General features: G+C 35.6%; 15 protein-coding genes. 2 read left to right on the plus strand and 13 right to left on the minus strand.

The annotated features are described in order from the left end of the window. Nucleotides 1-116: 116 nt before the first annotated feature. From AC559H_RS20045 to AC559H_RS20090, 10 genes are all read right to left on the minus strand, one after another. Nucleotides 117-1,184: a UbiA prenyltransferase family protein gene (locus AC559H_RS20045; protein ID WP_026795155.1), complete on the minus strand. Its 1,068-nt coding sequence runs from the start codon at nucleotides 1,182-1,184 to the stop codon at nucleotides 117-119. Between the two features lie 22 nt (nucleotides 1,185-1,206). After that, nucleotides 1,207-1,569: a DMT family transporter gene (locus tag AC559H_RS20050; RefSeq protein ID WP_233423089.1), complete on the minus strand. Its 363-nt coding sequence runs from the start codon at nucleotides 1,567-1,569 to the stop codon at nucleotides 1,207-1,209. A gap of 9 nt (nucleotides 1,570-1,578) precedes the next feature. Further along, on the minus strand, nucleotides 1,579-2,604 hold the full coding sequence (locus tag AC559H_RS20055; protein ID WP_026795153.1) for an NAD-dependent epimerase/dehydratase family protein: 1,026 nt from the start codon (nucleotides 2,602-2,604) through the stop codon (nucleotides 1,579-1,581). Nucleotides 2,605-2,674: 70 nt separating this feature from the next. Next, nucleotides 2,675-4,303, minus strand: a complete 1,629-nt coding sequence (locus AC559H_RS20060; RefSeq protein WP_026795152.1) for a hypothetical protein — start codon at nucleotides 4,301-4,303, stop codon at nucleotides 2,675-2,677. Between the two features lie 143 nt (nucleotides 4,304-4,446). Then, nucleotides 4,447-6,087 carry a hypothetical protein gene (locus tag AC559H_RS20065; protein WP_148292251.1) on the minus strand — a complete coding sequence of 547 codons (1,641 nt, stop codon included), beginning with the start codon at nucleotides 6,085-6,087 and terminating at the stop codon, nucleotides 4,447-4,449. 72 nt (nucleotides 6,088-6,159) lie between these two features. Next, the gene (locus AC559H_RS20070) at nucleotides 6,160-7,791 is read right to left on the minus strand and encodes a hypothetical protein (protein ID WP_148292250.1); all 1,632 of its coding nucleotides are present in this window, start codon (nucleotides 7,789-7,791) and stop codon (nucleotides 6,160-6,162) included. A gap of 80 nt (nucleotides 7,792-7,871) precedes the next feature. Next, on the minus strand, nucleotides 7,872-8,417 hold the full coding sequence (locus tag AC559H_RS20075) for a YdcF family protein (RefSeq protein ID WP_026795149.1): 546 nt from the start codon (nucleotides 8,415-8,417) through the stop codon (nucleotides 7,872-7,874). 2 nt (nucleotides 8,418-8,419) lie between these two features. Then, nucleotides 8,420-9,487, minus strand: a complete 1,068-nt coding sequence (locus AC559H_RS20080) for an NAD-dependent epimerase/dehydratase family protein (RefSeq protein WP_026795148.1) — start codon at nucleotides 9,485-9,487, stop codon at nucleotides 8,420-8,422. 115 nt (nucleotides 9,488-9,602) lie between these two features. Then, a complete protein-coding gene (locus tag AC559H_RS20085; protein WP_051319704.1) occupies nucleotides 9,603-11,072 on the minus strand; it encodes a GMC family oxidoreductase in 1,470 nt (489 codons plus the stop codon). 8 nt (nucleotides 11,073-11,080) lie between these two features. Then, on the minus strand, nucleotides 11,081-11,452 hold the full coding sequence (locus tag AC559H_RS20090) for a hypothetical protein (protein ID WP_026798578.1): 372 nt from the start codon (nucleotides 11,450-11,452) through the stop codon (nucleotides 11,081-11,083). Nucleotides 11,453-11,531: 79 nt separating this feature from the next. On the opposite strand from AC559H_RS20090, the gene thiO reads away from it, so the two are divergent. Next, nucleotides 11,532-12,629: a glycine oxidase ThiO gene (gene thiO / locus AC559H_RS20095; RefSeq protein WP_026795145.1), complete on the plus strand. Its 1,098-nt coding sequence runs from the start codon at nucleotides 11,532-11,534 to the stop codon at nucleotides 12,627-12,629. Further along, nucleotides 12,626-13,234 (plus strand): hypothetical protein, encoded by a 609-nt coding sequence (locus AC559H_RS20100; RefSeq protein ID WP_026787830.1) that lies wholly within the window; start codon nucleotides 12,626-12,628, stop codon nucleotides 13,232-13,234. Before thiO ends, AC559H_RS20100 begins: the two co-directional genes overlap by 4 nt. On the opposite strand, the gene AC559H_RS20105 is transcribed toward AC559H_RS20100, so the two are convergent. The 3 genes from AC559H_RS20105 to pgl form a co-directional block, all read right to left on the minus strand. Continuing rightward, the gene (locus AC559H_RS20105) at nucleotides 13,215-13,712 is read right to left on the minus strand and encodes an FHA domain-containing protein (protein ID WP_081692293.1); all 498 of its coding nucleotides are present in this window, start codon (nucleotides 13,710-13,712) and stop codon (nucleotides 13,215-13,217) included. The two genes, AC559H_RS20100 and AC559H_RS20105, sit on opposite strands and share 20 nt — an antisense overlap. A 223-nt stretch (nucleotides 13,713-13,935) precedes the next feature. After that, a complete protein-coding gene (locus AC559H_RS20110; protein ID WP_026795144.1) occupies nucleotides 13,936-14,658 on the minus strand; it encodes a double zinc ribbon and FHA domain-containing protein in 723 nt (240 codons plus the stop codon). Nucleotides 14,659-14,707: 49 nt separating this feature from the next. Next, nucleotides 14,708-15,442: a 6-phosphogluconolactonase gene (gene pgl / locus AC559H_RS20115; RefSeq protein ID WP_026795143.1), complete on the minus strand. Its 735-nt coding sequence runs from the start codon at nucleotides 15,440-15,442 to the stop codon at nucleotides 14,708-14,710. Nucleotides 15,443-15,471: the final 29 nt, after the last annotated feature.

Here is a 15,471-nt window from a genome sequence, read left to right on the forward strand (position 1 = left end):
ATAAGTGATTAATCGGTGATCACTCTAAAATTCCAGAAGAAATTGCCTCGGAAGTATTAGAAGTTGCTGCCTTCGTGTCTTCGTGTCTTTGTGGTTTATTTTTATTGGAGAATAAATTAATCAAATAAATGAATATCAAAATACAAAATTACTAAGTAAGAAATTAGCCAGATGATCAAACTCAATTTAATTGTCGGATCTTGAATTAAAATTCGGCTGGGTTCTTCCCCATCTGCTAAAACAGTAACTAACCATTTATAGTGCATCACCGCATAATAAACTATCGGAACCGTAATCACTAAGGAGGGATTTTTACCCGATGTTATCGTAAATAAAGCATAGCACATAATGGTCATGGTTGCTGTACTATTCAGGAGAGAATCTAAATAGGGTAAGGTATATTCAGACAGCACCGGACGTTGTTGGTTTTTGCTTCCCCGTTGATAGAATAACTCTAAATAAGATGGTTCTGAATTGGCTGATTTTAAATCGGGCTGTAGGGATGTTTCAGGATCAAAACTTTCTTGATTAGTTTGAAGATGTAATAAAGACAATAATTCCGAACGTCGTTTAGAAAATCCTAAAAATAGAGTTAGGAAAAACGTACATAAAACAATCCAAGCCGTCGGCATATCTCCTAACGCATAAATTCCCGCTAATAGTCTGAGAACAAAACCAAAGGCAATACAACTAACATCAAATAGGGCTAAATTTTTGAGTTTAAGAGAATAAATAATATTATTAATAGCATATAGTAAAACACAAATAAATGTGGCTATTCCTAAGCTATAAGCACCTAAAAGGGAAAGTATTGTTAAACAGAATGCGATCGCTAATCCTATTTTAATTGAAACTTGACCACTGGCAATAGGGCGATACTTTTTTTTCGGATGCAAGCGATCGCATTTTCGATCTTGAATATCATTAAAAATATAAATTGCCGATGCCATTAATGAGAAAAAAATTACCGTTAATATTGATAACAGAATTTCCTGGGGTTGTAACAGTCTCCCCCCAAACAAAAGTCCGCCTAAACAGAATAAATTTTTTGTCCATTGGTGGGGACGAAGAAGTTTAATTGTGGGGGGCAAATTTGAGGATTTGACGGCTACAAATTCGGGATCTGTTTGATGATCATGGGTTTCTAATATTGATGTAGAATCCTCTGGTTTCGGTATTTTCATGGTATTAAAAATAATGAATTATTTAACGAGACATAATAATAATTCCAGCAATAATTAGACTTAATCCTATGATTTGATTTAATCCAAAACGCTCTCCTAAAAATAGGTTTCCCATCAAGGCAACCAAGCTAAAACCAATGGCGGCAAACACTGGATAAGCAACAGAAACAGGTAAGCTATCAAGAGCTTTGGCAAAAACAATTAAATTAATTCCATAGACTAAAATTGCTGCCATAAACCAAGGAGATAATAACAGGGTTAATAAACCTGGGTCGGCGGCTTCTATTCGGGATTTTTTCAGTAATAAATTGCCAATTCCACTATTAATAGCGGCGATTAAAACTAAACTCCATGAAATCCAGTTAATTGAGTTAATAGTATTCACAGTTTATAATTAGGACAGTTGTTTTAATACCCAAAGTAACTTTTCTTTCACCGGGCGACGATGGGCAGATCCGGCTTTTTCCGCTTGCAGTTGATTATAGTTCTTTTTGAACCAATCATAACTTTCTCGGAACATTTCATCATTAGAATATTTGGGTTTCCAGCCTAATTTTAGCAGAGGGTCTACATCAAAATAAAATTCTTTGTGATAGGTTAAATAATGCCAAGGAGCTAAGGGACTTAACCCCATCCAGTCTAACAGTTGTAAGGTTCCAATGGTTAAGCCCGTGGGTAAACTTTTAACCTGAGAATCTGTTCCTGCATATTCGATTAAGTGTTCTAATCCTTCTCGTAAAGTGCCAAATCGATCCGTCCCGACATTATAGATTCCCGGTTGACCTAAATCGAGGGCTAAAAGATAGGCATCCATCAAATCATGAGCATGAACAAACTGAAATTGAACGTCACCACTACCAATCACATAAACGTTTTTTCCCTCTTGAATCCATTCAAATAATATCTGAAAAATCCCTAATCTTCCTTCTCCTAAAATCGTCCGGGGACGAATAACAATTAAGGGTAAACCCCCTTGCTCACAGATGTCTCTAACCGCTAATTCTCCGGCTAATTTTGCCCTTCCATAAATTTCGATAGCTTTTGTGGGGGTATCATTGGTAATCGGACATTCAGCATCACCAAATAAGGCACTAGAACTCATGTGAATAAAGCTTTTAACTCCGGCTTTTATCGCTGCTTTGGCGGCGATTTTACTGCCTTCTACGTTGACTTCCCAGAATTGATTACCGGATTTTGTTAGGGGAACTAAAGCTACATTATGATGGACAATATCAATATCCTTCATGGCTTTTTCTACGTTATTGCGATCGCAAATATCACAATTAATAAATTCAATTTCTGGGGGACGGGTCGGATCTTCCCAAATATCTAAAATTTTAACATCTTCCCCACGTTGATATAATCTCCGTGCAATTAAATTTCCTAAAAATCCCGATCCTCCGGTAATTAAGTGCTTCATAAATTTCTGTTTGTCCTCGACACCACTTGTTTCCTTGTATCATACACGAAAGTTACCCATTCATAAAGGTTTAACTTAACTTGCCGTAGGGAACAGGTATAAGCTGACCTTGAGAATAATAAAAAATTTGGTCTATAGGAATTTTGTTTTTGATTTTAATTTGATAAGATTGATAAGTTTTAAAATCGAAATTACTGATGGTGAAATTTTTACGTTTAAAACTTTGTTCCAAAGGTAAACTAACATTCATAAAATACATTCCTTCATCGACTAATTGAACTTGATAAGTATAGGGTTCAATTTCTGCAACTTTGAGTTGATTTTGAGGACTAAGTAGATTTTGAAAAGATGCAATGTCAAAGAATTCTCTATTCATGCTATTAATAGAGAATAGTTGTATTGCGTGATAAAGACCGTTTCTATAAATGTAAGCTCCTTTAAAATTATCTGGAACATTAATAATAAATAGTCCCGGTTCATTTCCCCTCTGATTATTAATGCTTGTAATCAACTGATAAGAAATTTGACTTGCTATTTTCCAATTTTTATTAGCCATATAAATATTGCTCATAAAAAACATTGAAAAAATTACAGCTAAAAAAATAATAATATTTTTCCTTTTGATCATAAAACTGATAATGAATATTAGTAAAATCATGAGGAAAACAGAGGGTAAATAAAGAAGTCTTTCACCTTGTGTATCCCAAAGTGAAGCACTAATGTTAACTACTGGAAAAAGTGAGATTAAAAAAGCATAGATTAGGAATAATAGTAACTTGGCTTGCTCTCGGTAAATCCCCCCTAAGCGAAAATATTGAATCACAAACATTGTGACTAAACTGATGAAGAGGAGAAAAAACCATTGCCATTGAACTTCTCCAGATTGAGGTAACGGGGGTATAATAATTCTAAGGCTACTGGCAAGCCCCCTGAGTATAACCGGGAAAGAAAAATTAAGGTGGGTTGAAGCTCCATATCCACCCAATAACTTCTTTAATCCTAAATATCTCATTCCTAAATAAATAGGAAAAATAGAAGCCATTAGTATTGGTAAATAAATCACCTTATAAATCTGATTAAGGGGTTGTTTGTCTTGGAAAAATCTATAAATTTCATAGCCTAAAATTAACCCCGGATAAATAATAACTGATTCTTTTGAAAATAAAGCAAATGCAAATAATACATAAGAACTGAATATCCAGAACTTATTAGAGTTATTTTTGTAATGTAAATAACTACTGAAAGCAGCAAGAAAAAAACAAGTTGCTACCACATCAGAACGAGCAGAAATCCAAGTAACTGCTTCTACATGACTGGGTAAAACTAAAAACAAAAAACCTGCAATCAGAGAAATGGATTGACTCAGTTTTTTAGATAAATGACTATGGATTAATAGCTGAGAGGAAATCAAATACACAAAAAAGCAACAGAATCCATGAAAAATAATGTTAGTGAGATGATAGCCTACAGGATTTAGCCCCCAAATTTGATAATCTAAAAATAAAAGTATGGAAATTATTGGTCTAAAGAAAATATTGGGTGCAGTTGTCCATACTGAAAACATTCCTTTAGTTTTAATTCGATAAATCCAGCTAAAATCATCGGATAGAAAGAAAGAATTGATAATCGGATGGTAAATAATAACACTCAGAACAATAAAAACAATTAAAATCCCTAGAAAATATCCTTTTTTGATCATAGTTTTAAATTGTGGCTTCTATCTTTCTAATATGGCTTTTTGCTTTTTCTTTGTTAGGGGGTGATTAGGGTTTTGAAACCCAGTTTTTCTCCACCTGATTAAATTATAAACTAAAGTTACCCATTCGTAAAGGTGATGCTCAACTAGCGGTGAGGAACAGGCACAAGCTGACCCTGAGAATAATAGAAGATTTGATCAATCGGATTTGCGTTCAGTATTTTAATTTGATAAGATTGATAAGTTTTAAAATCGAAATTTTCAATGGTAAAGTTTTTATTTTTAAAAGTTTCTTCTAATGGTATAGAGACATTCATAAAATAAATTCCTGGATCTAACAACTGAACTTGATAATTATAGGGTTCAAGTTCAGTAACTTTAATTTGATTTTGAGGACTAAGCAGATTTTGAAATGATGCAACATTCAATTCTTTTATGGTATCTTTATGAGCAGAGAATAGCAGAATTGCTGGATAAATACCGTTTCTATAAATGTAAGCTTCTTTCAAATTGTCGGGAAGATTAATAATAAAAATTCTATTGTTATTGTTGTTTCCAATCTGATTATCAATACTTTCAATGATATCGCGAGAAATTTGACCTGCCATTTGCCAGTTTTTATTAGTAAGATATAGATCTTTCATAAAAAATATTGAAAAAATCACAGCTAAAAAAATCAAAATATTTTTCTTTTTAATCATAAAACTGATGATAAACACCAGTAGAATTACTAAGAAAACAGAAGGTAAATAAAGAAGTCTTTCACCTGATGTATCCCAAACTGTAATTCTAATGTTAATCACTGGAAAAAGTGAAAGTAAAAAGGCATAGATTAGAAATAATAATAACTTGGCTTGGTCTCGGTAGATCCCTCCTAACCGAAAATATTGGGCCACAAAAATCATAACTAAACTGATGAATATCAGAAAAAACCATTGCCATTGTACTTCGCTAGATTGAGGTAAAGGTGGAATAATGATTCTGAGACTACTAGCAAGTCCTCTGAGTATAATATGGAAGGAAAAATTGAGATGAATTTGAGATCCATATCCACCTAATAACTGTTTTAATCCTAAATATCTCATTCCTAAATAAATAGGAAAAATAGAAGCCATTAGTATTGGTAAATAAATCACCTTATAAAGCTGATTAAGGGGTTGTTTGTCTTGGAAAAATCTATAAATTTCATAGCCTAAAATTAAGCCGGGATAGATAATTACTGATTCTTTGGACAATAAAGCGAATGCAAATAAGATATAAGAACTGAATATCCATAACTTATTAGAGTTATTTTTGTAATGTAAATAACTACTAAAAGCCGCTAGAAAAAAACAAGTTGCTACTACATCAGAACGACCCGAAATCCAAGTAACTGCTTCTACATGACTGGGTAAAACTAAAAACAAAAAACCTGCAATCATAGAAATGGATTGACTCAGTTTTTTAGATAAATGACTATGGATTAATAGCTGAGAGGAAATCAAATACACAAAAAAGCAACTGATTCCATGAAAAATAATGTTAGTGAGATGATAGCCTACAGGATTTAGTCCCCAAATTTGATAATCTAAAAATAAAAGTATGGAAATTATTGGTCTAAAAAAAACATCGGGCGCAGTTGTCCAGACCCCAAATATTCCTCTGGTTTTAATTTGATAAACCCAGGTAAAATCATCAGCCAGAAAAAAAGAATTGATAATCGTAGAGTAAATAATAAGACTAAGAATAATATATAAAATTAAAATTCCCAATCCGTGCCGATTTTTAATCATAGTTTGTTTGAGCATTTTTTTATTTCCATTGATAAAATCTGATTACATTATACACCAAAGCTACCCATTCGTAAAGGTGATGCTCAACTAGCGGTGAGGAACAGGCACAAGCTGACCCTGAGAATAATAGAAGATTTGATAAATCGGATTTGCTTTAATTTGATAAGATTGATTCGTTTTAAAATCGAAATTTTCAATGGTAAAATTTTTATTTTTAAAAGTTTGTTCTAATGGTACAGAGACATTCATAAAATAAATTCCTTGATCTAACAACTGAACTTGATAATTATAGGGTTTAAGTTCAGTAACTTTAATTTGATTTTGAGGACTAAGCAGATTTTGAAATGATGCAACATTCAATTTTTTTATAGTATCTTTATGAGCAGAGAATAGCTGAATTGCGTGATAAAGACCGTTTCTATAAATGTAAGCTCCTTTCAAATTGTCGGGAAGATTAATAATAAAAATTCTATTGTTATTGTTGTTTCCAATCTGATTATCAATACTTTCAATAATATCGCGAGAAATTTGACCTGCCATTTGCCAGTTTTTATTAGTAAGATATAGATCTTTCATAAAAAATATTGAAAAAATCACAGCTAAAAAAATCAAAATATTTTTCTTTTTAATCATAAAACTGATGATAAACACCAGTAGAATTACTAAGAAAACAGAAGGTAAATAAAGAAGTCTTTCACCTGATGTATCCCAAACTGTAATTCTAATGTTAATCACTGGAAAAAGTGAAAGTAAAAAGGCATAGATTAGAAATAATAATAACTTGGCTTGGTCTCGGTAGATCCCTCCTAACCGAAAATATTGGGCTACAAAAATCATAACTAAACTGATGAATATCAGAAAAAACCATTGCCATTGTACTTCGCTAGATTGAGGTAAAGGTGGAATAATGATTCTGAGACTACTAGCAAGTCCTCTGAGTATAATAGGGAAGGAAAAATTGAGATGAGTTTGAGATCCATATCCACCTAATAACTGTTTTAATCCTAAATATCTGATTCCTAAATAAATCGGAAAAATAGAAGCCATTAGTATTGGTAAATAAATCACCTTATAAAGCTGATTAAGGGGTTGTTTGTCTTGGAAAAATCTATAAATTTCATAGCCTAAAATTAAGCCGGGATAGATAATTACTGATTCTTTGGACAATAAAGCGAATGCAAATAAGATATAAGAACTGAATATCCATAACTTATTAGAGTTATTTTTGTAATGTAAATAACTACTAAAAGCCGCTAGAAAAAAACAAGTTGCTACTACATCAGAACGACCCGAAATCCAAGTAACTGCTTCTACATGACTGGGTAAAACTAAAAACAAAAAACCTGCAATCATAGAAATGGATTGACTCAGTTTTTTAGATAAATGACTATGGATTAATAGCTGAGAGGAAATCAAATACACAAAAAAGCAACTGATTCCATGAAAAATAATATTAGTGAGATGATAGCCGACAGGATTTAGTCCCCAAATTTGATAATCTAAAAATAAAAGTATGGAAATTATCGGTCTAAAAAAAACATCGGGCGCAGTTGTCCAGACCCCAAATATTCCTCTGGTTTTAATTTGATAAACCCAGGTAAAATCATCAGCCAGAAAAAAAGAATTGATAATCGTCGAGTAAATAATAAGACTAAGAATAATATATAAAATTAAAATTCCCAATCCGTGCCGATTTTTAATCATAGTTTGTTTGAGCATTTTTTTATTTCCATTGATAAAATCTGATTACATTATACACCAAAGCTCCCCATTCGTAAAGTATTTGTTTGAGCATTTTTTTATTTCCATTGATAAAATCTGATTACATTATACACCAAAGCTCCCCATTCGTAAAGTAAATGAGCAGGTAAATAATGATAAAATACAAGACGTAGTGGCATTGTTCGATTCGCCAGTTCAGGATAAGAAGTAATCACCTGTTGAACCTTATAACCACAGAGTTTAAACATTAACTTACTCCTAAGTGCATGGGGTTTATTACAATATAAAATTACTTCTTCCAAGGGCCATTGTTCCTGTTTTTCTAACCATTTTCTTAATAATCTAGCATTATCAAAAGTATCCAAATAGGGACGATCTTTAACATTTTCAGGAACAAAAATCTGGAGTTCGGGACGATGATTTAGGAGATATCTTGCCGCATAATCTTCTTCTGATTCTGGACAACCAAAACAATTCCCTGGAGAAATATACACTTTTTCATTTTCTGAAACCTGTTTTAAAACAAGTTTTAAAACTTCTTCAAAATAATTGGATAAAAAATAATTTTGGGCAAAGTCTTCTCTAAAAACCAATCCTTCTGTCACGACAATATGGCTAACCATAATTAATCTAATCCTCCATAATTCTCAAAGATCCATTTTAAACTTCTTCGCATTCCTTCTTCTAAAGCAATTGTCGGATTATAACCTAATTCTCGTTGAGCTTTCGCAATAGAGCAAGCAATGGTTTTATTCATTTCTGAGAGGACATGAATTTTCTGATGATAAAATCCTAGGGTTTGTAATGTTCCATCAACAACTAAAGCAATTTCACTGGCTAACCCTGGTAATTTTAAGCGTTTATGGATGCAAGATTGCTGAAATTCTGTTTCTAATAAATGTTCTATTGTATTAATAACATCATTCATTGAGTAGGCTTGTTTATCAGCTATCCAATAGGTTTCTCCGTTAGCTTTTTCGGTGATAGCTGCTAATATCAATCCTTGACAAATATTATCCACATAGGCCATAGATCGTAAATTATTCCCATCTCCAACAATTGGCCCTTTCCCATCTCTAATCATCTTAAAAAATAGGGTTTGACGTTGGGGTTGATGGGGGCCATAAAACCAAGGAGGACGGATAATAACGGTTTCAATTTTTCCCTGTTGCTGATAGTTATTTACGGCTAATTCCATTAACATTTTTGAGCGGCCATAGTTCATATAGGGATGATAGGGAGAGGTTTCATCAAATAAATGATCGGGATGGGGATTACAACCACAGGGAGAATTTGAAGATACAATAATAGCTCGTTTTATTCTAGCAGAAATGGCGGAATTTAATAGATTTTTTGTTCCTTCGACATTGATTTTATAAAATTCTGCTATTTTTTGAGGATGAATAATTCCTGCGGTATGAAATAAAATAGCATTTTCAGCATTTTCACAAAAGCGATCGCAATCTTGGGGATTTCTTAAATCTCCTTGATAAACTTCAATCTGATCTGATATTTTATTTAATACTTTTGGGTTTTGATCTGGTAAAATTAAACAGCGAATTTTTAAATTATTTTGAGGTTGACTTAGGGGTTCAAAATCTGCTAATCCTTTGACTAAAGATTCGACTAAATTAATTCCTAACCAACCTAATGCACCAGTTATTAAAACTAAATTTGTGTTGAATTCTATCATAATTTTATTTGTTGTTGTGCTTTAGCACCATCATAGTTGTTGTGCTTTAGCACCATCATAGTTGTTGTGCTTTAGCACCATCTTATGTTGATAAGATGCGCTTAAGCGCAACAACTTAGGGATTTAGGAATTTTAACGCATTTCGACGCGCGATCGCCATAATTGTACCTTGAGGATTGACTCCAGGGGCGGTACAAAGTAAACTAGCATCAGCAATATATAAATTATTGAATCCATGAACTTTACCAAAGGAATTAACCGCACATTTTTGTAAATTTTCTCCCATTGGACAAGAGGAAAAAACATGAACTGTCATTAAATTAGTTTGTTTTACAGGAAGTTGTTCTGGGATTTTAACTAAATCTTTGGTATCGGTCAAGGGGAAACTATTGGAAATACTAGGATAGAGAATTTTAGCATCTACTTCAAATAATAATTGGGCTAATTTTTTTAATGCTTCTGATAAGTCTTTTAAGTCTTGAGATGTTAATTTATAACTAACTAAAGGATCACGACAAAAGGGAATATTTCTCACTGTACCATAACCTTCCCCTGTAATCATAGCATAATAAATTGCCATTTTATGCCAATTTTTTTGCACTTCTTGAGTATAATTAGGATGGTCAGTCATTCCCACGGATAAATAGGGGGGAGAACTAATTGAACAACCAAAACTAAATTTAGGGGAAAATTCTTTAACTTGATGGACGGGAACTCCCATATCTAAGGTGTTAATATCTTGATTAAATTGAGCAATTATTTTAACAGTTGGGTGCATTCTTAAAGAATTACCAATATTATTTTTAATTCCACTTCTTCTTAATAACGCTGGAGTTTGAATTGCGCCACAACAAACAAATACTGTTTCGGCTTGAATTTTGATCGGTTGTTGATCAGAATTATTCGCTTGAGAATAACCTGTTAAAACCCAGTTTTTATCGCTTTGATTAATTTTTTTAATTCTAGTATTTGCTAATAGTTTACATCCAGCTTTTAAAGCTCTGGGAATAAAGGTTTCCGTCATGGATTGTCGAGTTCCTTTAGGAATTGCGGTTTCATCTAATTCTTGATAACGAAACCAGCGAGGAACTTCTAAAGATTGCCAATTTAAACGGGTTGCGCCTTCGTGTAATTTCAAGGAAGCAGTGGGAGCTTTTCCGGGTAAATAACAGACATTAACCGCTTGTTCGCAGGCTTCAAAATGTGGAATTAAATCGGCTTCTGTTAAAGATTTTACTTGAAATTCTTGACTCCATTGTGCTAAAATATTAGGGGGTATCCGATGATATAATCCGCTATTGATTTCACTTCCTCCCCCCACACATTTACCTTCCACATATTGAATTTTAGGTTGACCAAAGGCTGCTGTTATACCGCCATTACGATATTTTTGCACCATTTCTTCAACGGAAAATGGCTGACAGGATTCTAAGGATAAATAGGCTCCTTCTTCAATTAATAAAACATCCCGTCCAGCTTCAGCCAATAAACAGGCGGTAATCGCTCCTCCTGGGCCAGAACCAATCACGGCAATTTCAACTTTTAAAGGAGATTCAGATGGGGAAATCAGGTTAAATTCAGACATGATAATTATTAGATATAATTCGAGAATTTTATATGATCAGATTGCCAATATAATACCACTAAACTTTCATAAAACCTGATCAAATCTCGACAAATTTGCAAAGGGGAACTTTTCCAGGATTGAATTTGCTGTTGACGCACAGATGGTGATTGAGCATGAAAGAATAAACCTGTACGCAGCAGCCCCCAAATATCAAAAATTAATGTTAATATAAACAAGGGAAATCGCAGATAATCTGGCATTCTATTCTGTTGTTCTATGACAAAATTAACCACAGAATTATTAGGAAAATGCTGGGGAATTGGAGAGGATTTAAACCGATAATCAATTAAAGAATAACACAGGGCGGAGACAGTATTAGTAAAAAATCGTTTAATCATTGTTAACCTATAGAAAAACAAACCCTAAAAGTTTAAAATAGAAAACAGATTCAATTCCTAAGATGAACTTTTAAATTTTATGCAACAACATAGTGAAATTATTCTAATCGGTGGCGGTTTAATTGGCTTATCCCTCGCCGTCGAGTTAAAATGCAAAGGAGCCACGGTAACGGTTTTGAGTCGGGACGTCCAAGAATCGGCGGGTTTAGTCGGAGCGGGAATGTTAGCACCCCAATCCGAACAAATTCCCCCTGGCCCTATGCTAGAATTGTGTTTACGCAGTCGCGCCCTTTACAATGACTGGACGCGCAAACTGGAGGAAATCACCGGGTTAGATACGGGATATTGGCCCTGTGGGATCTTAGCTCCGGTTTATGAACGTCCCCACTGTACCAGTTTAGAGGCTACTCCAGACACCCCCAGCTATTGGTTAGAGCCCGAAGCCATTTTACAACAACAACCCGGGTTAGGGGATGATATTGTCGGGGGTTGGTGGTTTCCCCAGGATGGTCAAGTTGATAATCGTCGGGGGTTAATCAAAATATTGCAAAGGGTGGCTCAGGAATTAGGGGTTAAAATAGTTGAGGGAGTTACGGTAGAAAAATTAGTTATTTCTCCTAATCAAATTATCACAGAAGTTCAGACAAATCAAGGTAAATTTAGAGCAGATCATTATATTTTAACGGCGGGTGCTTGGTCGGGAAAATTATTATCAATTCCCGTATATCCCCGAAAGGGACAAATGTTATCGGTGCGGGTTCCAGATAATATTAAACCATTACCTTTAAAACAGGTTTTATTCGGTTCAGATATTTATATTGTACCGCGTCGAGATGGTTTAATTGTGATTGGAGCCACATCCGAACAGGTGGGTTTTACCTCCGGTTTAACCCCGAATGGAATTGAAAATTTACTCTCAGGAGCTATTCGATTATACCCAGGATTAAAAGAGTTTGAAATTCAGGAATTTTGGTGGGGATTTCGACCGGAAACCCCAGATTTATGCCCAATATTAGGGCCTAGTTCTTGGCAAAACTTAACTTTAGCAACGGGTCATTATCGCAATGGGATTCTATTAGCTCCGATTACGGCTCAATTAATTTCTAATTTGGTATTATATCAACAATATGATCCGTTATTAAATTATTTTAAAGGCGATCGCTTTCAATTATTATGAAATGGGTATGTGATAATTTAGATTTACAAACAGATTTAGGATTTATTCTACAGTGGATGTTTGTAACTTTGGTTGGATTTGTAGTTAGTTTAATTTGGATAGAAATTGGAGAAAAACCGGATTTAGGAGCCTTAGAAGGAGCCATTGGCGGATTAATTATCAGTCTAGCCCAATGGTTTATTTTAAAACAATATATTTCCCAAAGTTGGCGATGGATTTTTGTTCATGTTTTCATATTCAGTATCATCGCCTTAACTCCCCTCGGACTCTTGGGTTGGGTGGCTCCGCGCACCTTAAATCTTACCCCTAGAATTGTCTACGGGTTGATAGAAGGAGTGAAATTAGGACTATGTTTAAGCCTAGGACAATGGTTGGTCTTACGCACCGAAGTATTTCACGCCTGGCGGTGGATAGTAGCCAGTGTCATCTCTTGGGGAGTAGCCTTACCCATCGGTTGGATATTTGGAGGGATGATGCGTCAGGGGACAAGCTTCTTTCTCGGAGACGTTTTAGGGTTAGTCCTAGTTTGGATAATTGTCGCGGCGTTGAATGGAATAGCACTGACTCGGTTATTGTGGTATCCGATTAAACCGAATGATTGGTAGGAAGTTTCAAGTGTTTATACTTATCAACCTTGGTTATCTCATCGTTGGGATGGGAAAATAGAGGTTCAGCAGTAGATTCATAAGACCTAACTTCCCCAGAATATAGGGTTTCTACTTCCTTCTGCTGTTCCGGTCGATTGAGGTCGATTCCTCCAGTTAATACCATTTCCGTCGGATCGGGTAAAATATTTAAGAGTATTCTAGGGCCAGAGATTGCCAAGTGAATCACCTGTCCATCTACTAAAAGAATTTGTTTAACCGCCTGTCCATTGATATAGGTTCCATTGGTTCCTAGATTTACGACCAGCCAATTTTTTCCAACACGACAAATCTCGACATGATGACGGGAAACGACCGCACTATAGAGGACAACATCATTCTTGAGCGATCGCCCAATCCGAATCATATTGTCCTTGTCAAATACCCAACTGCGGACAGGAATCGATTGGAGAGGATGTAATAACGTTAGTCTAATCACATTGGGACAATCCAACAATCAACAGCTATGTCATGAACCTATTTTTAATCGGAAATTTTGAATTCTTGGTATTTAGGGAATAGGGAATAGAATCAAAAATTTCCTCAATTTTGGGGTTTAATAGGGGTTAGATTTCCTAATTCCCTTCAATCAGCTATTAATGATCTAATCCCATGCTTCACCCGATTTGAAAACAGGAAAACCCGCTTTTTTCTCAGCCCTCCTAACCCTTGGAAAGTTGAAAAATAAACGAAACCAAATCCCCTTTTCCTAAAGAAATCCGATCGCCTGGTTTTAACCGATGACGATTACCCTTGGGCAGAGCCGTGTTATTAATATAAGTGCCATTGGAACTGCCCACATCTTCAATATAATACGCATCTCCTTCAAGGCGAATATCCGCATGGCTACGAGACACAATTTCCGAATTCGGGAATCCCGAAACATCCACATCGGGGGGGACTAAATCATTCGGTTTTCCCAAATGAATCACCGACACATTTTGAGGTAATTCCAGATCCGTATTGGTTTGGACATGAATTAACTTAGCTGTCTGTTGCTGTAACTGGGTAGCAGAACTTTGGGAACCCAGATTCGTCGGGATCGGAGGCGGTTCAGGAATCACCACCGGAACTTCTGGGGGAGTCGTTGCCATCGCTACAGGAAGGGGAGATTTCTCCAAATTCAACCCCGAACTCACCGCCACTTCCGGTGTGGGTTCATTCGGAGGCGAAACCACCGTCGGAATTACCGCTTGGATTTCCCCCTCATTACTGACCGTAGCGGGTTGTAAATTTGACCCACACTGACCACAGAAAGACGCATCCGTTTGTATCGTTGCCCCACAATGGGGACAACTGGTAGTGGTGGGTAAAGGCGTATAACAGGCTTCACATTGGGTCGCGCCTTCTGGGTTTTGATGACTACAATTCGGACAAACAACCATATTATTAATTTGGATAAGCAAACTTGAGTAGAATTAGGGTTTCAGATGCTTAATTTGGCAAATTTTCAGCGAGTTTGGCTCCCGCTTCTTGATCCAATAACCACCAAAGTTCTCCCACGGGTTGAATTAGGCGGCTGGGATAGGTGATGGCATCCCCCTCGGTGGCGAACACCTGGGCTAACGGTTCTTGTTTATTCGACCCGGTGACCAGAAACAGGACACAACGGGCATGATTAATCAAAGGAACTGTAAAGGTAATTCGGGGCTGGCCATCCTTATTGCCAACGGTAATTAAGCGATCCTCAACGGTTAAGGCATCGGTATGGGGAAATAAAGATGCGGTGTGAGCATCATCTCCCATCCCTAATAAAACCACATCAAAAGCGGGGAACTCTCCGGCATTGAGCGCAAAGAATTGTACTAACTCCCTATTGTATTGTTCTGCATCGGCAATGGGATTATTGGCTAAAGTTGGCATCGGATGAATATTAGTGGCGGGGAAATTTACCCGATCCAGCCAAGCCTGCGCTGCCATTTTTTGGTTACTATCGGGGTGATCCGGTTCCACATAGCGTTCATCTCCCCAAAATACATGAATTTTGTCCCAAGGTAAAGGTTGTTTGGCTAGGGCTTCATATAGGGGTTTGGGGGTACTCCCTCCGGCTAAAGCGATCGTAAATTGATTCCGAGTTTCAATTGCTTCTGTGATTTTAGCCAGAAGGATTTCTAAAGCTCGATCAATGAGTTCCTCTCGATTCGCTAAAATTTCTATATTTTTTTCCACTGGGATAGCCTCACAAGATGGATTTTGAC

Source organism: Planktothrix prolifica NIVA-CYA 540 (assembly GCF_963864145.1).
Classification (GTDB): Bacteria; Cyanobacteriota; Cyanobacteriia; order Cyanobacteriales; family Microcoleaceae; genus Planktothrix; species Planktothrix agardhii.

What these genes read in the sequence shown, in the direction of transcription:
- AC559H_RS20045 (WP_026795155.1), bottom strand. Translation starts at nt 1,184, where the DNA reads ATGAAAATACCGAAACCAGAGGATTCTACATCAATATTAGAAACCCAT.
- AC559H_RS20055 (WP_026795153.1), bottom strand. Translation starts at nt 2,604, where the DNA reads ATGAAGCACTTAATTACCGGAGGATCGGGATTTTTAGGAAATTTAATT.
- AC559H_RS20060 (WP_026795152.1), bottom strand. Translation starts at nt 4,303, where the DNA reads ATGATCAAAAAAGGATATTTTCTAGGGATTTTAATTGTTTTTATTGTT.
- AC559H_RS20065 (WP_148292251.1), bottom strand. Translation starts at nt 6,087, where the DNA reads ATGCTCAAACAAACTATGATTAAAAATCGGCACGGATTGGGAATTTTA.
- AC559H_RS20070 (WP_148292250.1), bottom strand. Translation starts at nt 7,791, where the DNA reads ATGCTCAAACAAACTATGATTAAAAATCGGCACGGATTGGGAATTTTA.
- AC559H_RS20075 (WP_026795149.1), bottom strand. Translation starts at nt 8,417, where the DNA reads ATGGTTAGCCATATTGTCGTGACAGAAGGATTGGTTTTTAGAGAAGAC.
- AC559H_RS20080 (WP_026795148.1), bottom strand. Translation starts at nt 9,487, where the DNA reads ATGATAGAATTCAACACAAATTTAGTTTTAATAACTGGTGCATTAGGT.
- AC559H_RS20085 (WP_051319704.1), bottom strand. Translation starts at nt 11,072, where the DNA reads ATGTCTGAATTTAACCTGATTTCCCCATCTGAATCTCCTTTAAAAGTT.
- AC559H_RS20090 (WP_026798578.1), bottom strand. Translation starts at nt 11,452, where the DNA reads ATGATTAAACGATTTTTTACTAATACTGTCTCCGCCCTGTGTTATTCT.
- thiO (WP_026795145.1), top strand. Translation starts at nt 11,532, where the DNA reads ATGCAACAACATAGTGAAATTATTCTAATCGGTGGCGGTTTAATTGGC.
- AC559H_RS20100 (WP_026787830.1), top strand. Translation starts at nt 12,626, where the DNA reads ATGAAATGGGTATGTGATAATTTAGATTTACAAACAGATTTAGGATTT.
- AC559H_RS20110 (WP_026795144.1), bottom strand. Translation starts at nt 14,658, where the DNA reads ATGGTTGTTTGTCCGAATTGTAGTCATCAAAACCCAGAAGGCGCGACC.